Origin of the sequence: Hahella sp. CR1 (assembly GCF_029813005.1) — a bacterium.
Lineage (GTDB): Bacteria > Pseudomonadota > Gammaproteobacteria > Pseudomonadales > Oleiphilaceae > Hahella.
Genome location: NZ_JAPELK010000001.1, coordinates 1,017,697 through 1,035,802, shown reverse-complemented (window position 1 = coordinate 1,035,802; position 18,106 = coordinate 1,017,697). Strand labels below are relative to the sequence as shown.

Genomic DNA, 18,106 nt, shown 5'->3' with positions numbered 1-18,106 from the left:
CCGAGCGCACTTGTTCGCGCTCACAAGGCTCGAGCCTACCCCGACGCCAAAAGCGGAGGGGCCGCGCTTATTATCCTCAGCGCAGACTCCAATCCAGCAACGTCATGGTAACGCTGATGCGCCTCGCTCCTTATAGACGCCACCTCATCATCACCGAATTTGTCGCCCTCGCCGCCTTGATCGGCTCTATGTATCTGTTTGCCCAGATGGCGAAACAAGGCGAAGTGGTCTCCCCCGGACTTTGGCTGATACCGATTACTTCCAGCTTTCTGGTGATTTCAGGTTTTTGCGGCAACCTTTATATTCGCTGGGTGGAGAGCGTTGGTCAGACGGAAGAGCAAGCATCTGGCAGGAAGCCTGTTCAGCGAGTGTTCATATATCTGCTGATAGCCTCCTTATATATCATCTGGTTTATGGCGGTGGTTCAAGCATGGTCCTCTCATCAGGCGTTAAGCGCCTCTTCCTAGCACTTATACTCTGTTCTGTGTCCGCTTCCAGCTGGGCGCTGCGATGCGGCAAAGATCTGGTCTCAGAGTCAGATCTGGATTACGAAGTTCAGGCCAAATGCGGCCAGCCGGACGATGTCAGTCTGATCGGCTATGGGCTGACGGACGATAAAACCCGTGAGTTTAAAATCGAGCGCTGGATTTATCTGCAGCCGAACAAAACGCTGTTCATCCTGCGCTTTGAAGCCGGCAAGCTGGTGGATATTTCCTGGAAACGCGCTCCCTGATCGATTCAGCGCATAAAATAAAAGGCCGGCGCTCCGAAGAACGCCGGCCTTTTCTGTATCTGGCTTTTTACCGATAGCTCAGCCGAATCAGATGCTGTCGATTTTCGCCAGCAGTTCCGCCGTCTTCGCTTCCATCAACGCCTGATCCCCACGAGACTCCACATTCAAGCGCACCAAAGGCTCGGTGTTGGACATACGCAGGTTAAAACGCCAGTCATCAAACTCCACGCTCAGGCCATCTACGAAGTTCACGGATTTCGCGTTAGGCGCGTACTCATCTTCGATTGCTTTCAGTACTTTGCCTGCGTCTTCCAGAGTACGGTTGATTTCGCCACTGGCCGGATACTTTTTCATGCGATCGTCAATCAGACTAGACAGAGACTGCCCAGTAGCGCTGATCAGGTCCGCCACCATCAACCAGGGAATCATCCCGGAGTCACAGTAAGCGAAATCACGGAAGTAATGGTGCGCGCTCATCTCGCCGCCGTATACCGCGTCTTCATCACGCATACGTTGCTTGATGAAGGCATGCCCGGTTTTGCTCTGGATGGCTTTACCGCCCGCCGCTTCGACCACGTCGATGGTGTTCCAGACCAGACGCGGATCGTGAATGATGCCTGCGCCAGGATGCTTGCGCAGCAGTTGCTCCGCCAGCAAACCTACGATGTAGTAGCCTTCGATGAAGCGTCCGGTCTCATCAAACAGGAAGCAGCGGTCATAGTCGCCGTCCCAGGCCACGCCAAAATCAGCGCCGGATTCCAGCAACGCAGAACGGGTGCTGTCGCGGTTTTCCATCAACAGAGGGTTAGGCACTCCATGCGGGAAGTGGCCGTCTGGCTCGTGATGCACTTTGACGAAGGTGAACGGCAGGTGCTTTTCCAGCTCGTCAATCACTAAACCTGCGCCGCCGTTGCCGGCGTTGACCACGACCTTCATCGGCTTCAACGCAGAAGCGTCGACATAGGTCAGCAGATGCTGGATATAAGCTTCCAGAGTGTCCAGTTTGTGATAGGAGCCTGGCTTCTCGGCGTCTTTGAATTCGCCTGGCACTTTGCCTTTGATGTCCAGCAGGCCGGTATCGGAGCTGATTGGGCGGGAGTCCACGCCAACCAGCTTCATGCCGTTGTAATCCTGGGGATTGTGGCTGGCGGTCACCATGATGCCGCCGTCCATTTTGTGATAGAAAGTCGCGAAGTACACCTGCTCTGTACCGCACAGTCCGATGTCGTAAACATCAGCGCCGGCCGCCATCAAACCTTTGCTCAGGGCTTCGGCCATGGCGGGGCTGGACAGGCGGATGTCATAGCCAACCACTACTTTCTTAGCTCCGGTCACCTCAACATAGGCGCGGCCAATCCGCTCCGCGATGTCGTTATTCAGCTGGTCAGGCACGCGGCCTCTAATGTCATAGGCTTTGAAACAGCTAAGATCCATGAATGCGTTACTCCAGTATGTGTCTGTAAATATGGACTGCAATGAATATAAGACGATTGTAAAGTGGATATCGGGCCGTTGCACTGCGCCAAAAGGAATATATTTCCGCCGTGGAAATACCCCATAAACCTCATTCATGCAGGCATTCGAAGCGTTGCGTACAGTCGCCGCCGCAGTAAGTCAGGATAAGGTCGATACAACTGTTGGCGGCGGCGCGCACGCTCTCCGCAGCCATGTCGGCATGCCCCTGAAAAATCAATAAAATCCTACGGCTCGACGGCTGTAGACAAGTCTCCCTGGATTGTCGGCAATCCATCCTGCACAGCACCCGGTCAGCAGCGTCCAGATAGGCAAACTCCCCTACTGGCGCTCGCGCCTGATCCTCACTCCCCAAAGGAGCGAACATCTCTATGCCCCGGGTGATATCCAGACGCACGCCGCCTTCCAGCCTGTCGATATCATGAGCGCCAATGGAAATTCTTCTCTCCAAGGACATCAGGTTGTAGATATCCACTACCGGGCTGATCAACGGAATATCGCCATTGCGCCGCAGGGTTCCGATCAGGTTTTCCACAGAGACCGGGAAGCGTTTCCAGGATCGCGCCACCGACTCCTTTAACCGACGATAGCCGCCAATATGGGGGTCGGAGTCCAGATCACAACCCTGATACATGGCCATCGCCTGGGCCAATTTCACTTTTCTTAGCGCATGCAGATAAGGCGTGTAGTCCTTGTTATTCACATCCTCTAACGCCACAGCGACCACCTGCAAACCTAAATGCGCGGCGGCGCGGGTCATTTGAAAATCGACCATCCCTAGACTCCTTGTTGCTGGGCGTGCGTCAACGCGACGGTTGACTGGCGCAGGCCAAAAAAAGGCAGGGGAAAACAAGCCCGCCCTGCCTGATCGCTTCAATCTTCCCGGCGTTTTACATACACTTTTTTCTGCGCTCGCCGTGCGAAGGCGGCGCGCGCCATTGCATAAGCCATCGCGCCTAACGCCAAAGCTGCAAGGACGGATGCGCCGGGGCTATCGACAAAGTTGAAAGAGGCCGTTGCGCCTTGCCAAGTACTAACCAGACCTGATTGCATTGTCCACTCCTACTATTACGGTAGTGTTTTAAGCTCAGTAAAAAGCGCCCATCCCTCAGCGCGTCGATCCACAGCATCAATGCCAAGCTTCTATAATCGTTCAGCATAAAATATGCCACACCCTAAACTGCTGATTTAAAATAAAAAGCATCAGCCTGATGAGTCACAGACATCGTTATTGACGCCCTTATTCGCGCCACTCAAACGCCTGACGACTATCAAAGTGGTGCATAAATACGCATAAATAAAAGAAGGGAGACTTCCACAACCAATTCCAACGGCCAAATCAACGCACGACCAGAATCTTCACCATGGATCGAAAGAAAAGAAGAGAAATCAAGAAAAATCGCGTCAAACGCGATTCAGACATAGACAGAAAACGACAATCTACCTATCATATGCACCCTGTTTTGTTGAGTCTTAAACGGACTCCACATCACAACCTGCCCTAAAGCGCCCGTAGCTCAGCTGGATAGAGCGTTGCCCTCCGGAGGCAAAGGTCAGAGGTTCGAATCCTCTCGGGCGCGCCATTTTTATCCTCCTTATTTTCTCAAACGTCTGCACTGACTCCATTACCGCATTTCTTATTTCAGATACGCTCTTTCGTCTGCCCTGGCGGTCGCAACATGCTGTACAGAGTGAGTTCATTTTTTATTGTTGCTTCCTTATACACCCGAAAGCCAAACCTGAGATAAAAGCTGATCGTCTCTTTTGAACACTCAAGATATACCGGTAAGCCCTGTTGATCACAATGCTGCAAAACCGGTTTTATCAATCCCGTCGCAAGACCCCTTCCTTGCACGGCGGGTTTAGTACCGACCATAAAAAGGTACCAGTGCGCATACTTGGGGCGATTCTTTTGCTGTACGAAATGGAGCTGGGCGATACGCTTGGCAGCGGGCGCTAAACGATAGAGTAAGGTTGCGCAAAGTAATTCCTGATAGAAAAGACTTTGCCAGCTAACGCAGGGCTGTTGCCATAGACAAACGCTCTGATGAGTATGATCCGCGTACATGGTCCGCTGTTGAATGATGATCTTCGTGACCACGGAAATAAGAATTTTAAGTCGCGACATCCGCTTCTCATGGTCAGGAAACAGATAGACCATCGTCGGATCAGCGTAAAAAGCCTCGGCTAAGCTTTCGATAATTTTCTCAGAAGCTATATGGGGTGAGTGACTGTCTTGAGCGGCGCCGGGAGGTTCCATTTCCTAAACAGCTTGCTTTGAGCTGGCCGGTGTCGCTCTGAATATATGCAAAAGATTCAGGCGCAGCTCGGCAGGTTTTAATGGTTTATGCAGTAACTTATATCCGCTTTGCGCAGCCTCGCTAAGACGCTCCGGGGCGGTATCGCCACTGATTAGCAGTCCTGGAATATCATCATTCAGCAGGGCTCGAATGCTGTTGATCGCGTCAATTCCAGTAAGATTTTCCCGCAGTCGAAGGTCCGCGATAATCAGGTCAGGAATAAACCCTTTGCACAGTTCAAGCGCCTCACTCTTGGATTGGCAGCTTGATACATCGCAGCCCCAAGCCGATAGCGCTTTGGTCATCGCATGTCTGATATCAGCCTCGTCATCGATGAGCAGAACCTGCTTGCCGGATAGATTCTGATTGGGGAAATAATCGACGCAAGATTCTTGCTTCACCAAGTTCGGGTCACCCAATGGCAAGCTGAATGTAAACGTAGACCCTTGATTAATCTGAGAGTCCACGTTTATTTCAGATCCAATTAATCGAGTCAGTCGCTTCACAATAGAGAGCCCCAGGCCAAGCCCTTTAGTGCGATCCCGCTCCGGGTTATTGAGCTGGTAGAACTCATCAAAAATGCTTTCAATTTTATCCGCGGGTATTCCCGCTCCCGTATCCATCACGCGAATCGTTATCTGTTTGTCGTCATTGGTTTCCAGTAAAAGCTTTACTTCGCCGGTCGATGTGTTGCGTATCGCATTACTCATTAAATTCGCAAAAATACGCTTCACATGTTTGGCGTCGGAATACACCACAAGATCCGATCTGGGCAGAGTTAGCTGCAGCTGTTTGGCGCTGGCGGCCACGGTATATTCATAATGGATTTCCTTTAATAGTGCGCCCAAATAAAAGTGCTGCTTTTCGCAATGCACAACGCCCGCATCGAGCCTGGATATATCCAGCAAAGATTTGAATAAGGCCTCCAGGCTATGGACCGAAGTATCAATGTTATTCAGGATTTTCAGGTTTTTGTCAGGAGACAGCTTCAAGGCTTCAACAAAGTAACCGAGCGCATGCAGCGGCTGCCTTAAGTCGTGACTGGCGGAAGCGAGGAATTTGGATTTAGCCGCATTCGCCTTTTCCGCAATATCTTTTTGCTTTTCAAGATTTTTCAGCATATCGATATTTTCATAACGCAGCCGAAATGAGCTGTTAACTTCTGAATGAAGTATGGAGGCCAGCTTGATGCACATCAGATAGTATATGCACATCAGCCACTCCAGAGAGTGCTGATCCGCGTCCGGCGACAGAAATAATATACCGATATAAGTTAAGACAAAGGGGACGGAAAAGAAGAAGTACAATCTCAAATAAACCGCAATGGAGTTAATACACCCCGCCAGCAAACCACAGACAAGCGCAGACATCAGAGCCTGATGTCCACTTTCATCATAAAATATGAGTACAAAAGCGGTCCATACAAGACCAGAAATGAACGCAATAACAACACAAACATTCAAAAAACTATCGGTGGAAAACTCTTCTTCGTTTAGCGCTTGCTGATAATAAATATACTTAAGCTGGATGCTGACGCTTACAATGACAAATGCCAGACAAATCCAAAAAGTCAGATCCGACACTAAGTCTTTAAACGCCCAAAGCGCAATGATTACCACCACGCCATTAGATAAGGCGTTCACAGGCGACTGCCTAAGAATGGTTCTCGCCTGCTCTTTTACAATTAAGGCGTTATAATTTTCCTCACTTCCCTCAGCGCCCGCCGTCACATCAGGACTAAATAATTCCCATTTTCTTGGCATTTAACATACATTCCATGCGGTTGCTTGCCCTAAAAACATCAAACAGAGCACTGACATGCGTCTTGATTGTGCTCTCAGTGACTCCCATACGAGCGCCAATTTCTTTGTTGCTTAGCCCATCAGCCATGTAACTCAACACTTCTTTTTGTCGAGCGCTAAGGCTTTTGTGCACCGTCTCCGGCAGCGCCAACAGCTCCCGCTGCAACTCGGGGTTTAAATAGCTTCCTGTTGCGATGACTTCCTCAATCGCCAATTTTAGCTCGCCTGACTTTCCGCTTTTATGCACAAAGCCCGCCGCGCCTAGATCCAGGAAGCGCTTGATTAAGCATTTATCGTCAGTTGCGGAAACTAATAAGACCGGCGTCATGATTGCGTTATCGATCAATAACTCCAGCAAAGTCTTATCTTTATAGGTAGGCATATAAATGTCAGACAGCACGATATCGACATTGTTATCGTGACTTAATGTGGAAAATGCGGTGTCTACTTGCTCGTGGGCTTCGATTTGCAGCCCTATATGACTGAAAGATTGGGTTAGGAGTACGGATATACCCTGAATAAATAAAGAATGGTCATCAACGATGAGGATTTTCATTGCTTTGTAAAGATCCTTTTAACCCCATATCGCTTTCAGAGCGACCCACTTCCCTGACGCCGATCCCCTCCAGCGCCATCCTAAGGCTACAATTTCAAGCCGCCAAAGCAGCTATAAATCGCCATAAAAATTTCCTCCCCCGTTAGTACTAAAGTATGAACAGAACCGCCATATGTCAAAGTAAAATCAGCCATGATATTAAGTTTATTGCATCAGAATGGGGAAAAAATTGAAGAAATAAATTAGCCGATGGATTGCATCGTTATCAACCGAAAGAAGTGGATACTTTTTATAATCCATTAAAATTAAATATATCAATATCGAATATACGACTTGAGGCGCTTTAATAAGGCTTTAAGCCCAACTTAACGCCATTAGCATGCTCGCCACCTCTATTACTGCTCAACGTTATGCTGCGGAAGTATGGAGCCCGCTATTGCGCAAGCTCCATAGGTATGAGGGAGATAATCTGGAAAGGCTGCTTACCCTTTCGTCCTCGCGAACATTTCTTCAAATAAGGTTTTGGCCGGCTTCTGACTATCGATATTGTCTTGATTCAGCTCAAGATGGTTCTTAACGCACTTCAACATGGCGACGCGCTTTTTACGCTTGGCCTGTTTCTGTGGATTTCCCGATTTATTGTAAGCAGCGATGATGTCATCAATATTGAGGACATTGCCTCCGGCTATATGCACGCAGGTTCGCACTTTTTCCGCGACCATCCCGTCCGCGCCGCCAATCAGGTCAACAGCCAGGTCGCCAAAACTGCCAACAGCGACAACCAGCTCTCTACCTTCCAAAGACCTGAGAATCCTCTCTCTGGCTGCTGGCTCCACTACCACTTCAATATCGTGAGGAAAGATAGACCGATACTCATCCACCCCTTCAGACATGTTTCTGGGCGCTCTGGCGATATGCATCCAGGCCGCACAACCGCCAACCACATACCAGCCATCCGCACCAGCCCAGGTATTCATGTATGCGAAAAATTCGGGTATTCCATTTATTCTGTGAACTGACATTCCATAGATCCTTGTTAAGTTCGTAAGTGTTATTTTTATCGCATAGAGAGATACGCGTTATTCCCTATGCTTGTACGAGGATGGCGCTTTTCGTTCCGCTATCCCTTCACACTTTTTTCAAACGCGCCTATCTATGGAAATACCGGGGAATGGTCTGCACATAGGTATATTGGCGAGCAGACACCGACGTCTTCTCAATGACCCACGTCTGGATTTACGCAGCGCCAGACGTGGTTGCGCCCGCCTTCGCAGTTAATGTCTATACTTTCCTAATAACGCCCAAATAGAGGCGCTTTAGGTTGGCGGCCGCTTTGGCTTCCTTTTTCTAACTGCACGTTGAATTAGGCAAGAATGATATGAAAGCGTTAATTGTCAGTGTTGTTTTGTGTCTAATCACTTCCTTTGCTCAGGCGGAGAAGATTACTTTGGCGAACGGTGAATGGGCGCCTTATCTGTCTGAGAATTTGAAGCATCACGGATTTATGTCCCGGATCGTCAAGGATGCATTTGCAGAGGAAGGCATCGAGGTGGATTACGTATTTCTCCCTTGGAAACGTGGTTATGAGGACGCCAAAGAAGGCAAATTCGAAGGGACGTTGATTTGGGGTTATAACGATGAGCGCGCCAAGGACTTTTACTATTCCGACACCGTCGCGACATTGGGCACCTCTCTGTTTTATAACAAAGACAATCCCATCGACTGGAGTGCGCCGGAAGATCTGGCCAAATACAAAGTCGGCGGCATCATCGGCTACGCCTACGGGATTGAAGAGCTGGAGACTCAGGGCGTCGTCAAAATTGACCGTATCGGCAACGAAGAAGGCAACTACAAAAAACTCGCCGCCGGACGCCTGGATATCGTGCTGGAGGATACCGAGGTCGGCATAGAGAGCATCACCCGTTTCGGCTTTGGGGATAAGCTGATGCCCCATCCCAAAACCCTGGAGCCGCGTAAATACTCTGTTTTAATCAGCAAGAAAACGCCTAATGCCCAACACCTTCTCGACGCCTTCAATAGCGGTTTGAAGAAGGTGATTGCAGATGGCCGTTACGACAAATATCTGCAGGAATCCCGCAAAGGCGAATACAAATAACGCCGATCTTTGGTGTATTGCATTGGCGACCGCTTTCCGCTTTGATGACCCTATCAAGCATATAACAGATGGGGTCATCTGGTGGATTTAGTCAAAGCGGTGATACATGCAGCGGTGAAACAGGATCTGGAAGGCTTACGCCAGCTGTTTCAGGAGAACCCGGAACTTGACCTGAATACGCGCAGCCCATTCGCCGCCACGGAGCGCAGCACCCCGTTGATTATCGCTTGCGCCGCCGGAGACGCAGGCATGGTCGAGTATCTGCTGACGCAGGGCGCGGACGTGAATATCCAAGGTAAGCAGGGCGCCACCGCCCTGGCCATGGCGGTGGAATGGCGGCGCCCTGAACTTGTTGAGCGTCTGATGGCGGCAGGCGCGGACGTCAACCTCGCCATGGATGATGGAACCAGTCCGTTAATGAAAACCGCCGCCTATCACCTGCCGGAACTGGCGACGCGACTGCTTGGGCAAGGCGCAGATGTCAACGCCGCCCGCCATGACGGCTGGACATCCCTGATGCTCGCCGCCCACGCAGGCAGCGAAGAGATGGTGGCGCTATTGCTGGAGCGCGGAGCCAAGGTAAACCAGTCCGAAAGCAGCGGGCGCACGCCGTTAATGGCGGCCTGCTTTAAAGGACATATCCGTATCGTGGAAAGCCTGCTCGCTCATGGCGCACAGGCCGAGTTGCAGAACGCAGACGGCGCCACCGCGATGTCGGAAGCCGCCGAACGCGGGCATCAAGCCATCGTCGCCTTGCTGCAGGCCTCCGGCGCGCCCATGCAAGAACTCCCCTCCTCTTCTCTGGATTTGGCCAAAGCAGAAGAGAGGCGTCAGTACGCCGCCTTGTCCAAAAACGCGCAGAAAGACTTTAACGCCCTATTGAAATGGCTGACGACGAAAGCGAAGACCTGGGCCAAGAAGGTCGATCCCACACAACTTGACGCGGTTGATGATGACAGTGCCGAGAATATCTGGCTTTACTACCTTGCGGACAAACTGTACGAAAAGGTCGCCGCGCTCGACGACGCAACACAGCAGGAGTTGACGGCCTACGCCCGAGCCCTTCACGCCGTCGATCATGGCGACGGGATGCTCTCTTCCTACCTGAAGACCGTGTTTTTAGACATGCTCAAAGCTCTGGCGGCGCCGCAGCGATACACCAGCCTGTATCTATAACGCCCACAAAAAAGAAAACGGCCCGCCAGGGGCCGTTTTGCAATAAGCGGTAGGCGTAATCAGCCCAGTTCGCTGATGAACTTCTCCAATTTGTCCACCATCTTCGGCGAGCCGACGAACAGCGGGCAACGCTGATGCAGTTTTTTCGGCTCGATATCCAGAATGCGCTGGCCCGGATTGGCGATAGCCTTACCGCCGGCCTGCTCGATCAGGAACGCCATGGGGTTGCATTCGTACAACAGACGCAGCTTGCCTTCCGGATAACGGCTGGAGGTGGGGTACAGGTAAATGCCGCCCTTGATCAGGTTGCGGTGGAAGTCCGACACCAGGGAGCCAATATAACGGGAGGTGTAGGGGCGCTGAGTGGCCTCGTCTTCTTCCTGACAGAACTTGATGTACTTCTTCACCCCTTCAGGGAAGTGAATGTAGTTACCTTCGTTAATGGAATAAATGGTGCCGTCTTCCGGAATGCGCAAGTTCGGGTGGGACAGACAGAATACGCCGATGGTCGGGTCATAGGTGAAACCGTTGACGCCGTTGCCGGTGGTGTACACCAACATGGTGGAGGAGCCGTAGATGATGTAACCCGCGGCGATCTGCTTGTGCCCAGGCTGCAGGAAGTCCTCTTCGGTCACATGCTCGCCTTCCGGAGAAACTCTGCGATACACCGAGAAAATGGTGCCCACGGACACGTTAACGTCAATGTTGGAAGAACCGTCCAGAGGATCAATCAACACCACATATTTGCCGCCCAGGTTCTTGGTCTCTTCAAAGCGGACAAACTGTTCTTCTTCCTCAGACGCGATACCGCACACCACGCCCCGTTGCGCCAGCGCGTTCTTGAAGCGCTCGTTGGCGTACACGTCCAGCTTCTGCTGCTGTTCGCCCTGCACGTTTTCGTCGCCTGCGGCGCCGGTAATGTCGGCAAGGCCCGCTTTGTTGATTTCACGGTGCAGAATCTTCGCCGCCAGACGGATGGAGGAAAACAGCGAGGTCAGCTCGCCGCTGGCGTCCGGGTAGTCTTTCTGCCGGTCGATGATGAACTCGCCCAGGGTCTTAATTATTTCCATGATGGTTTCTCGTATGTAGAAGGAACATTTTGGTCTCTAGAGGTGTAAGGTCTATTTTTACTAACATGGCTGCAGAGATAAAGGGCGCAGTCGCCGACTTGGCTTTTTATTCGATGCCCGCTCCCCAGTCAGTCAGTGATTACCGCTAGGGTCTATGTCGTTTTGGGATCGCCTCCGCGCGCCTGAAATAGCCCGCAGCCCCAATATCCCAACCGGTGAACCGATGATTGAACTGAACGACCTGACCATGTCCTATGCGCTGGAGAGCCGTCGATTGAACGTGCTTTCCGGCGTGGACCTCGCCATCGCCGACGGTGAAACAGTGGCCATTATAGGACCATCCGGCTCCGGGAAGACAACCCTGCTGATCCTGTTGGCCGGTCTGGAGCAGCCGGAAAGGGGTGAAATCCGTCTGGACGGAGCGGCCTTATCGACGCTGGATGCGGACGGCCTGGCGGATATGCGGCGCGACAAACTCGGCATCATTTTCCAGTCTTTTCATCTGGTTCCCAGCCTCACCGCCCTCGCCAATGTGGCGCTGCCTCTGGATATCGCCGGGCGCCCGCAATCCCGCGAACGGGCCCGGGAAATGTTGGTGAAAGTCGGGCTGGCGCAACGGGAAGACCACTATCCCTCGCAGTTGTCCGGCGGTGAGCAACAACGCGTCGCCATCGCCCGCGCCCTGGTGCACGCTCCCAAACTGGTGCTGGCGGATGAGCCCACCGGCAACCTTGATCTGCACACCGGCGAAAAAGTCAGCGACCTATTGTTCGATCTCAACCGCGAAGCCGGCGCCACGCTATTGATGGTGACTCACGACGAAGCGATCGCCAAACGCTGCAGCCGGATGCTGCGCCTGCATGAAGGCAAACTGGTGGAGGAGCCTCATGCGCTTCCTGCTTGAGCTGGCCTGGCGCGACCTGCGCGCCAGCGGTCGGTCGCTGTGGGTGTTCTGCGCCTGCCTGCTGCTGGGCGTCACATTGGTGGCGGCGTCAGGTGGACTCTATCGTATGATCAGCGCCGCCTTGCTGGCGGATACCCGCATGCTGCTGGGCGGCGATCTGGAAGTGGACAGCAACGCGCCGCTGCCGCCGGCGACGTTGGACTGGATGCGCGCCCGGGGCGATATCTCTCTGGTGACGGAACTCGACACCATGCTGGGCGGACCGGATGGGTCATTTCTGCGGGTGGAGCTGCAAAGCACGGACGCCAACTACCCTCTTTATGGCGAGTTAAGCCTGGAGCCAGCTGCGGATTTGGCGCAAGTCACCGCCTTCGCCAATGGTCATTGGGGAGCGGCGATCGACCCCAGTCTGGCGAACAAACTCAACCTCCGCGTCGGCGATAAGGTCAAAGTCGGCTCACTGACTCTGGAAGTGCGAGCACTCACACTGAATCAGCCTGACCGTAATCTGAACGCCAATTGGCGGGGCGCGCCGGTATTGTTGTCCCAAGAGGCGCTGCAGGCAAGCGGCCTGATACAACCCGGCAGCCGGGTGGATTATGAATACCGCGTGCGCACCAGTACGCCCTCGCTGGCGTGGCGCGAGCAGTTTTATCAGGCCTTTCCCGAGCAACCCTGGGAAGTGCGCACCTTTGAAGACCGCAGCCGGCGCATCTCTGAGCGTCTGGATCAGATCGCCTCCGGCTTGCTGATTATCGGCTTCAGCACCTTATTCATTGGCGGTTTAGGCGTATTCAACAGTATTCAGGCTTACCTGCAGGGCAAACTGAAGACCATCGCCACGTTACGCGCGCTGGGGTTGCGCAATGGCAGACTGGCGGCGCTGTACCTGTTGCAGACCGGCATCATGGCGGGCGGCGCCAGTCTGGCTGGAGCCACATTGGGCGGAGCAATGGCCTTGCTTGGCGCGGAAGCCGCAGCGACGGAAATTCCCATCGCCGCCTCCGCCAGCGTGTTGGCCGCGCCCAGTCTGGCGGCCTTCGCCTTTGGCCTGCTGACCGCCTACGCCTTCGCCCTGCCCGCTATCGGGAAAGCCCTCGCCGCCTCTCCAGCCGCCCTGTTTCGAGGGACCGACGCCACAACTAACAGCCCCTCCTCCCTCTGGCGAATAGCGACCCTGTTGTGCGCCGGAGCGATTATCGCGCTGGTGCTCACCGCACTGCCCGATCCCTTGTTTGGCGTCGGCTTCGTGGCAGTGGTTGGGCTGCTGCTGGTATTGCTGGATATCCTGGTGCGTTTACTCAGGCGCGGCGCCATGGCGCTGGATCGTCATCCCGCTCTCAGCGGGCGTTTTACCCTGCGGCTGGCGGTCGCCAATCTGCACCGCCCCAATGCGCCACTACGAACATCGTTGCTATCCCTGGGCTCCGCGCTGACGTTGCTGGTGGCGTCCACACTGGTCGTAGCCGCGCTGGTGCGAGCCATTCACGCCACTATTCCGGAAGAATCTCCCGCGTTGGTGCTGTATGACGTTTTTCCCTATCAGTACGATGAGGTGGTCGCCGCCATACAAGGCCCCCACGAGGCCCGTCTCGACATGGCCCCGCTGGTGAGGTCGCGTATTCTCAGCATCAACGGCAGCCCGTTGAGCGAGCGTTTCAGCCAGGATCTGGAACGGCTGCGCGACACCCAGCAGGATGAATACAAGCTCAGCTACTCCGTCGATAACATCGACAACGTTACCGTCGTGGAAGGCGCCTGGTGGGCGGACGATGCGCCCCTGAGCGAGGCGGGGCTGCCCAATCTGGCCATGGAGGACCGGGAGGCGCGACAACTTGGTCTGCAACTGGGGGACATCATCCGTTTTCAGATCGAAGGCCGCGAGTTGGAAGCGGAAGTCGCCGCCATCTTCAGCCAGAAAGGCCTGCAAACCCGCTTCTGGTTTGAAGGCATCCTTGCTGACGGCGCCTTGGAGCCGTTCATTCATCGTTATGTGGGGGCCGCCTATATGAGCGATGCCGACGCGTTATCGGCGCAAAACCATGTCGCCCAGATCGCCCCCAATGTCATCACCGTACGCACCGCCGTCCTGCTGACCACAGCGCGGGAACTGCTGGCCAAGGCTGGCGCAGGATTGGCGGTAGTGGCTAGCGTCAGTCTCGCCGCCAGCCTGCTGGTGCTGACCAGCGTCATGGCCGCCGGACGCGCCCGCCAGGTTTACGACGCCACCGTGCTGCACTCTCTCGGCGCCAGGATGTCGGTGATCAAACGCGGCCTGCATATGGAATACGCCTTGCTGGCGTTGATAACGTCACTGTTCGCCGTGGCGCTCGGTTCCGCCATCGCCTTGCCCCTGCTGCATCTGCGCCTGAAACTGCCCTCTGAAGATCTCATCTGGCTAGGCGTCGTCACCGCATTCAGCGTCAGCGCCATTACGTTAAACCTGGGAGCGCGTTACTTAATGCGGCGTCTGCAAATCAAACCGGCCAGCCTGTTGCGGGACGCCTAGCCCGTCTGCTGCGGGACACGCCTAAGCAGAGGCGGATTTCGCTTTCCGCCCGATCCAGAAGGCCGCCAACGCCCAGCACAACGCCAGCCACGGAATCCAGGCGCAAGGCTCCGCCAGGGTATCCAGGGTTAACCCGCTGATCAGGCACCAACCGCCGGGAATTGGAGTCAGCCAGCGGGCGACGCCGCCTGACATCGCCACGGTGCCCCCCAGGGTCCCTATCGCCAAAGGGTCCGGCGTCATGCCAAACACTTCCGCGGCAATGAGCGGTCTGTCAAAGAGCAGCGTCGTCAATGGATGCGCCAGCAGAGCATAGAGAAACAGACCGGCTCCCAACCAGAAGCGCTTATCCACAAGTGGCGCAAACACCACCCGGTCTCTGAAGACGCCCAGCCAGCACAGCAGGACCGCCTGCGCCACAAACGCACAGGCGACATATTGCGCCGCCCAGTTGATAGTCGCATAACGCCGCCACAGAAAGGCCCAGGCGACGAATAACCAAAGCGCCATCAGGCTCAAACTGACCGCCCTGCCGCTCCAGACCCGCGGACGCGCCATCATCGCCAGCAATCCTGCGCCCGCCAGCAGAAACAGCCATTGCCAGGGCCACCAGGCCTGGTTGTATAACTCAAATAAGCGCCAATACACCCGACTGGAAAACAGCAGAAAATGTTCCGGGCGATAGGTCCACCATTCACTCATGCGAGCCGTTTCCGCACATCGTCCGCGATACGTTTGCGCTGGTTGGCGTCCGGGAAAGGCGGCGTCGCCGCAGCGACATTCTCGCGCACATGGTCCACCCGGGTGGTGGCGGGAATCACGCAGGTGACCGCAGGGTGGGACAGAATAAACTTGAGAACGAGCTGCGCCCAGGAAGTGACGCCCATCTCCGTCGCCCAGTCCGGCAGGCGCTCGCGTCGCAGACGTCGGGTCAGGTCGCCCTGCTGAAACGGCCGATTGACGATCACCGCAATGCCCCGCTCCGCCGCCAGCGGCAACAGACGTTGTTCTGCTTCGCGATCAAGCGGGTTGTAGGTGAGCTGCATAAAATCCAGAGGACGCTGGCGCATCGCCTGCTCCATGGCGTCATGCCGGCGGCCATGGGAGGTGGTGACGCCGATGTAGCGCAAATCACCGCGCTGCTTCATGGCCTGCAACGTATCCAGATGCGCTTCCCAGGACAGCAGATTGTGCACCTGCAGCAGGTCAAAACGGGGTTTGCGCCAGTGCGACAGGGAATCCGCAATCTGCTGCGGCCCGTCTTCGGCGTCGCGCAGCCAGACTTTATCCGCAGCAAACGCCTTATCGCTCAGTCGGGATTGCGCCAGGCCGTAGCCAATGGTGACTTGAGCGGAGCCATACATGGGAGAGGAGTCGATCAGCGCGCCGCCGGCTTGCAGAAACGCGTCAATAACGGCGGCGCTTTCGTTCAGCAACTGGCGGTCATTACCAACGTTGAAAGTGATCCAACTGCCCAGTCCGACGACGGGCAGCATTTCGCCGCTGGACGGTATTGGTCGCGCCAGCGGCGCGGCATCCGGTTTACGCGCCCGGATTGACGGCATCTGCGTCATCAGCGCCGCGGCGGCCATTCCCTGCAACAGCCTGCGTCGCGTCACATCCCCTTGCGCCATGCTCCCCTCCCGGCTTACGCCTGTGGATTAAGGTTCATAACAAGAGGATAAAACAGCGCGTCCGACGTGAACAGCGACGCGCTCAGATGATGAGTACGCAGGACGCGTCAGGGGCAGCAGCGTATGCAGCGAGAGGGGGAAACCTGACCGTACACCACGATATCGTGACTTTCTTCCAGGGGGTAAACCGAATAATACTCCGTGTCCGCAACCTTGACGGACTTTTCCCCCGCTTCAAAATACGCCTGTCCATAGTCGTACTGCACATTGCCGGAGCAATTCCAGAACTTATCGATATCCAGCCAGCCGGTCTGCCCATTGTCGCCGCCGCCGAACCAGCGACAGTCGCCGGTCACACTGATACGGCCCACCGTATCGCGACGTATGCGGCCATCAGGCATGCGTCGATCACCTTGCGCGTAGATCTCCAGAGGCGGGCATACATAGACTGCGCCGGAGCCTACTTCCATATCGCTCAGCAGGTCCTCGACGTAAGCTTTCAGGTCTGTGTAGCTGCTGCGCTCCATGATCAGCCCATCCTCGCGACTGGTCCTCACTTGCTCGGCGATGCTTTCTATACGCTGACGCACCGCCCGCGGCATTTCGTACAACGGAATATCGCGATCGATCCGGAGATATTCAAACAGCGAATCCACATCGCGCTTACTCGCCATCGCCGCCTGGGTCAGGCAGACAAGGCACAATAGGAAACGTTTTTTCACACTGATTTCCTCCTGAAAAACAGATCGACGTGAGACACCCCACTTCAGAAAAGTTAGTTCATAAGAGGAAAATTTCCCAACCCAGACGCTTGATTCCCCAACGTTTTACAAACCTGAGCGGCGTTAACCGGCGCGCCTGCTACACTTTTTATGAATGTTCGCCGACATCTAAAACAAATCTAACATCCATGCCGAGGCACAGCTATGATCAGACCTTTCCTTATTGCCGTATTGATCTCTGTCTTCACTGTTTCCGCTCGCGCAGAGACGATGGAAATCCGTCATGTCGCCCTGCGAGAGGGCTCTACGTTGGATCAGTACGCGCTCGAATTGCTCAAGTTTCTTGTCGCGCAAACGGGAACTGACGCGAAATTCATCTCTTTTCAGCCTTCCAGCGCGCAGACCCGCCGGGAAATGTTGCTGAAGGACGGTTCTTACGATATTGACTGGCTGGGCGCCACGGCGGAGATAGAAGAACGGGTGCCGCCTGTGCGCTTCCCCATTTTGCGGGGACTGCTGGGTCACCGGGTGTTCATCACCAACAAGGAAACCAGCGCCAAACTGTCTAAAGACATGACCTTCGATCAGTTAAAAGAGTTCAGCGTGGTGCAAGGCCAGGGTTGGGGTGACATTCCCATTCTGGTGGGCGGCGGTTTCACCAAAATGCAGACCAACTCAACCTTCGACAACCTGTTCAAGATGGTCGATGGCGGCAGGGCGGACCTGTTCCCCCGCTCCATCATCGAGCCTTATGGCGAGCTGGGGTCGCGCTGTAATCTGGGCGCGGACTATGTCTGTACTGACAAGAACATGATGGTGGACGACAAAATCCTGGTGGTCTACAAACTCCCCATGCTGTATTTCGTGTCGCCCAAGCGCCAGGACTTGATTAACGTTCTGAACACTGCCTTCACCGACCACTACGACGCCTTCCTGGAGTTCTTCAATAATCACCCGCTGGTGAAAGACTCCTTACAGAAAATGGAAGGCCGTAAGGTGTTTCACATAGAGGAAAACAAATCCCTCAGCGACGACACCAGCAATATCCCTGACAAATACTGGCTGTCACTCTGATTCATCGTTAAAACCAGCCAATCAGACGCAACACGAA

Annotated in this window: 18 protein-coding genes and 1 tRNA gene; 8 read left to right on the top strand and 11 right to left on the bottom strand. The window is 54.5% G+C overall.

What is annotated here, in order from left to right:
• Positions 1–116 precede the first annotated feature (116 nt).
• Positions 117–467 (top strand): hypothetical protein, encoded by a 351-nt coding sequence (locus ONV78_RS04685; protein ID WP_279501495.1) that lies wholly within the window; start codon positions 117–119, stop codon positions 465–467.
• A gap of 17 nt (positions 468–484) precedes the next feature.
• Complete coding sequence (locus tag ONV78_RS04680; protein ID WP_279501494.1) at positions 485–733, top strand: DUF2845 domain-containing protein; 249 nt, start codon at positions 485–487, stop codon at positions 731–733.
• 87 nt (positions 734–820) lie between these two features.
• On the opposite strand, the gene ONV78_RS04675 is transcribed toward ONV78_RS04680, so the two are convergent.
• From ONV78_RS04675 to ONV78_RS04665, 3 genes are all read right to left on the bottom strand, one after another.
• The gene (locus tag ONV78_RS04675; protein ID WP_279501492.1) at positions 821–2,167 is read right to left on the bottom strand and encodes a phosphomannomutase; all 1,347 of its coding nucleotides are present in this window, start codon (positions 2,165–2,167) and stop codon (positions 821–823) included.
• Positions 2,168–2,297: 130 nt separating this feature from the next.
• Positions 2,298–2,981, bottom strand: coding sequence for a phenylalanine--tRNA ligase beta subunit-related protein (locus ONV78_RS04670; RefSeq protein ID WP_279501491.1), 684 nt, complete (start codon positions 2,979–2,981; stop codon positions 2,298–2,300).
• A 98-nt stretch (positions 2,982–3,079) separates the two neighbouring features.
• Entirely contained in the window at positions 3,080–3,259 is a 180-nt protein-coding gene (locus ONV78_RS04665) for a hypothetical protein (protein WP_279501490.1), read from the bottom strand.
• Positions 3,260–3,712: 453 nt separating this feature from the next.
• Between ONV78_RS04665 and ONV78_RS04660 the strand changes: the two genes are divergently transcribed.
• Positions 3,713–3,789: transfer RNA gene (locus ONV78_RS04660), tRNA-Arg, on the top strand.
• A 59-nt stretch (positions 3,790–3,848) separates the two neighbouring features.
• Here the strand turns inward: ONV78_RS04660 and ONV78_RS04655 are convergent.
• The 4 genes from ONV78_RS04655 to ONV78_RS04640 all read right to left on the bottom strand — a co-directional run bounded on the left by ONV78_RS04655 (position 3,849) and on the right by ONV78_RS04640 (position 7,886).
• Entirely contained in the window at positions 3,849–4,466 is a 618-nt protein-coding gene (locus ONV78_RS04655; protein WP_279501488.1) for a GNAT family N-acetyltransferase, read from the bottom strand.
• 3 nt (positions 4,467–4,469) lie between these two features.
• Positions 4,470–6,269 (bottom strand): hybrid sensor histidine kinase/response regulator, encoded by a 1,800-nt coding sequence (locus ONV78_RS04650; protein WP_279501487.1) that lies wholly within the window; start codon positions 6,267–6,269, stop codon positions 4,470–4,472.
• Positions 6,244–6,864: a response regulator transcription factor gene (locus ONV78_RS04645; RefSeq protein WP_216737576.1), complete on the bottom strand. Its 621-nt coding sequence runs from the start codon at positions 6,862–6,864 to the stop codon at positions 6,244–6,246. Before ONV78_RS04645 ends, ONV78_RS04650 begins: the two co-directional genes overlap by 26 nt.
• A 482-nt stretch (positions 6,865–7,346) precedes the next feature.
• A complete protein-coding gene (locus ONV78_RS04640; RefSeq protein ID WP_279501483.1) occupies positions 7,347–7,886 on the bottom strand; it encodes a hypothetical protein in 540 nt (179 codons plus the stop codon).
• 356 nt (positions 7,887–8,242) lie between these two features.
• Here ONV78_RS04640 and ONV78_RS04635 point away from each other — a divergent pair, with 356 nt between their 5' ends.
• Complete coding sequence (locus ONV78_RS04635; protein ID WP_279501482.1) at positions 8,243–8,980, top strand: transporter substrate-binding domain-containing protein; 738 nt, start codon at positions 8,243–8,245, stop codon at positions 8,978–8,980.
• A gap of 81 nt (positions 8,981–9,061) precedes the next feature.
• Positions 9,062–10,156: an ankyrin repeat domain-containing protein gene (locus ONV78_RS04630; protein ID WP_279501481.1), complete on the top strand. Its 1,095-nt coding sequence runs from the start codon at positions 9,062–9,064 to the stop codon at positions 10,154–10,156.
• A gap of 59 nt (positions 10,157–10,215) precedes the next feature.
• Here ONV78_RS04630 and fbp read toward each other — a convergent pair whose 3' ends face one another.
• A complete protein-coding gene (fbp, locus tag ONV78_RS04625) occupies positions 10,216–11,226 on the bottom strand; it encodes a class 1 fructose-bisphosphatase (protein ID WP_279501480.1) in 1,011 nt (336 codons plus the stop codon).
• Between the two features lie 223 nt (positions 11,227–11,449).
• Between fbp and ONV78_RS04620 the strand changes: the two genes are divergently transcribed.
• Positions 11,450–12,130 (top strand): ABC transporter ATP-binding protein, encoded by a 681-nt coding sequence (locus tag ONV78_RS04620; RefSeq protein ID WP_279501479.1) that lies wholly within the window; start codon positions 11,450–11,452, stop codon positions 12,128–12,130.
• Complete coding sequence (locus ONV78_RS04615; RefSeq protein ID WP_279501478.1) at positions 12,114–14,639, top strand: FtsX-like permease family protein; 2,526 nt, start codon at positions 12,114–12,116, stop codon at positions 14,637–14,639. Before ONV78_RS04620 ends, ONV78_RS04615 begins: the two co-directional genes overlap by 17 nt.
• A gap of 21 nt (positions 14,640–14,660) precedes the next feature.
• Here ONV78_RS04615 and ONV78_RS04610 read toward each other — a convergent pair whose 3' ends face one another.
• From ONV78_RS04610 to ONV78_RS04600, 3 genes are all read right to left on the bottom strand, one after another.
• Positions 14,661–15,341 carry a DUF6064 family protein gene (locus ONV78_RS04610; RefSeq protein ID WP_279501477.1) on the bottom strand — a complete coding sequence of 227 codons (681 nt, stop codon included), beginning with the start codon at positions 15,339–15,341 and terminating at the stop codon, positions 14,661–14,663.
• Positions 15,338–16,273 (bottom strand): aldo/keto reductase, encoded by a 936-nt coding sequence (locus tag ONV78_RS04605; RefSeq protein WP_279501476.1) that lies wholly within the window; start codon positions 16,271–16,273, stop codon positions 15,338–15,340. Before ONV78_RS04605 ends, ONV78_RS04610 begins: the two co-directional genes overlap by 4 nt.
• Positions 16,274–16,380: 107 nt before the next feature.
• Positions 16,381–16,995, bottom strand: coding sequence for a hypothetical protein (locus ONV78_RS04600; RefSeq protein WP_216740065.1), 615 nt, complete (start codon positions 16,993–16,995; stop codon positions 16,381–16,383).
• 204 nt (positions 16,996–17,199) lie between these two features.
• Between ONV78_RS04600 and ONV78_RS04595 the strand changes: the two genes are divergently transcribed.
• A complete protein-coding gene (locus ONV78_RS04595) occupies positions 17,200–18,069 on the top strand; it encodes a hypothetical protein (RefSeq protein ID WP_279501475.1) in 870 nt (289 codons plus the stop codon).
• Positions 18,070–18,106: the final 37 nt, after the last annotated feature.

Excerpts from the sequence above, each read along its gene's own strand:
- ONV78_RS04620 (WP_279501479.1), top strand. The coding sequence starts at position 11,450 with ATGATTGAACTGAACGACCTGACCATGTCCTATGCGCTGGAGAGCCGT.
- ONV78_RS04645 (WP_216737576.1), bottom strand. The coding sequence starts at position 6,864 with ATGAAAATCCTCATCGTTGATGACCATTCTTTATTTATTCAGGGTATA.
- ONV78_RS04670 (WP_279501491.1), bottom strand. The coding sequence starts at position 2,981 with ATGGTCGATTTTCAAATGACCCGCGCCGCCGCGCATTTAGGTTTGCAG.
- ONV78_RS04615 (WP_279501478.1), top strand. The coding sequence starts at position 12,114 with ATGCGCTTCCTGCTTGAGCTGGCCTGGCGCGACCTGCGCGCCAGCGGT.
- ONV78_RS04650 (WP_279501487.1), bottom strand. The coding sequence starts at position 6,269 with ATGCCAAGAAAATGGGAATTATTTAGTCCTGATGTGACGGCGGGCGCT.
- ONV78_RS04665 (WP_279501490.1), bottom strand. The coding sequence starts at position 3,259 with ATGCAATCAGGTCTGGTTAGTACTTGGCAAGGCGCAACGGCCTCTTTC.
- ONV78_RS04675 (WP_279501492.1), bottom strand. The coding sequence starts at position 2,167 with ATGGATCTTAGCTGTTTCAAAGCCTATGACATTAGAGGCCGCGTGCCT.
- fbp (WP_279501480.1), bottom strand. The coding sequence starts at position 11,226 with ATGGAAATAATTAAGACCCTGGGCGAGTTCATCATCGACCGGCAGAAA.
- ONV78_RS04605 (WP_279501476.1), bottom strand. The coding sequence starts at position 16,273 with ATGGCGCAAGGGGATGTGACGCGACGCAGGCTGTTGCAGGGAATGGCC.
- ONV78_RS04635 (WP_279501482.1), top strand. The coding sequence starts at position 8,243 with ATGAAAGCGTTAATTGTCAGTGTTGTTTTGTGTCTAATCACTTCCTTT.
- ONV78_RS04640 (WP_279501483.1), bottom strand. The coding sequence starts at position 7,886 with ATGTCAGTTCACAGAATAAATGGAATACCCGAATTTTTCGCATACATG.
- ONV78_RS04685 (WP_279501495.1), top strand. The coding sequence starts at position 117 with ATGCGCCTCGCTCCTTATAGACGCCACCTCATCATCACCGAATTTGTC.
- ONV78_RS04595 (WP_279501475.1), top strand. The coding sequence starts at position 17,200 with ATGATCAGACCTTTCCTTATTGCCGTATTGATCTCTGTCTTCACTGTT.
- ONV78_RS04610 (WP_279501477.1), bottom strand. The coding sequence starts at position 15,341 with ATGAGTGAATGGTGGACCTATCGCCCGGAACATTTTCTGCTGTTTTCC.
- ONV78_RS04655 (WP_279501488.1), bottom strand. The coding sequence starts at position 4,466 with ATGGAACCTCCCGGCGCCGCTCAAGACAGTCACTCACCCCATATAGCT.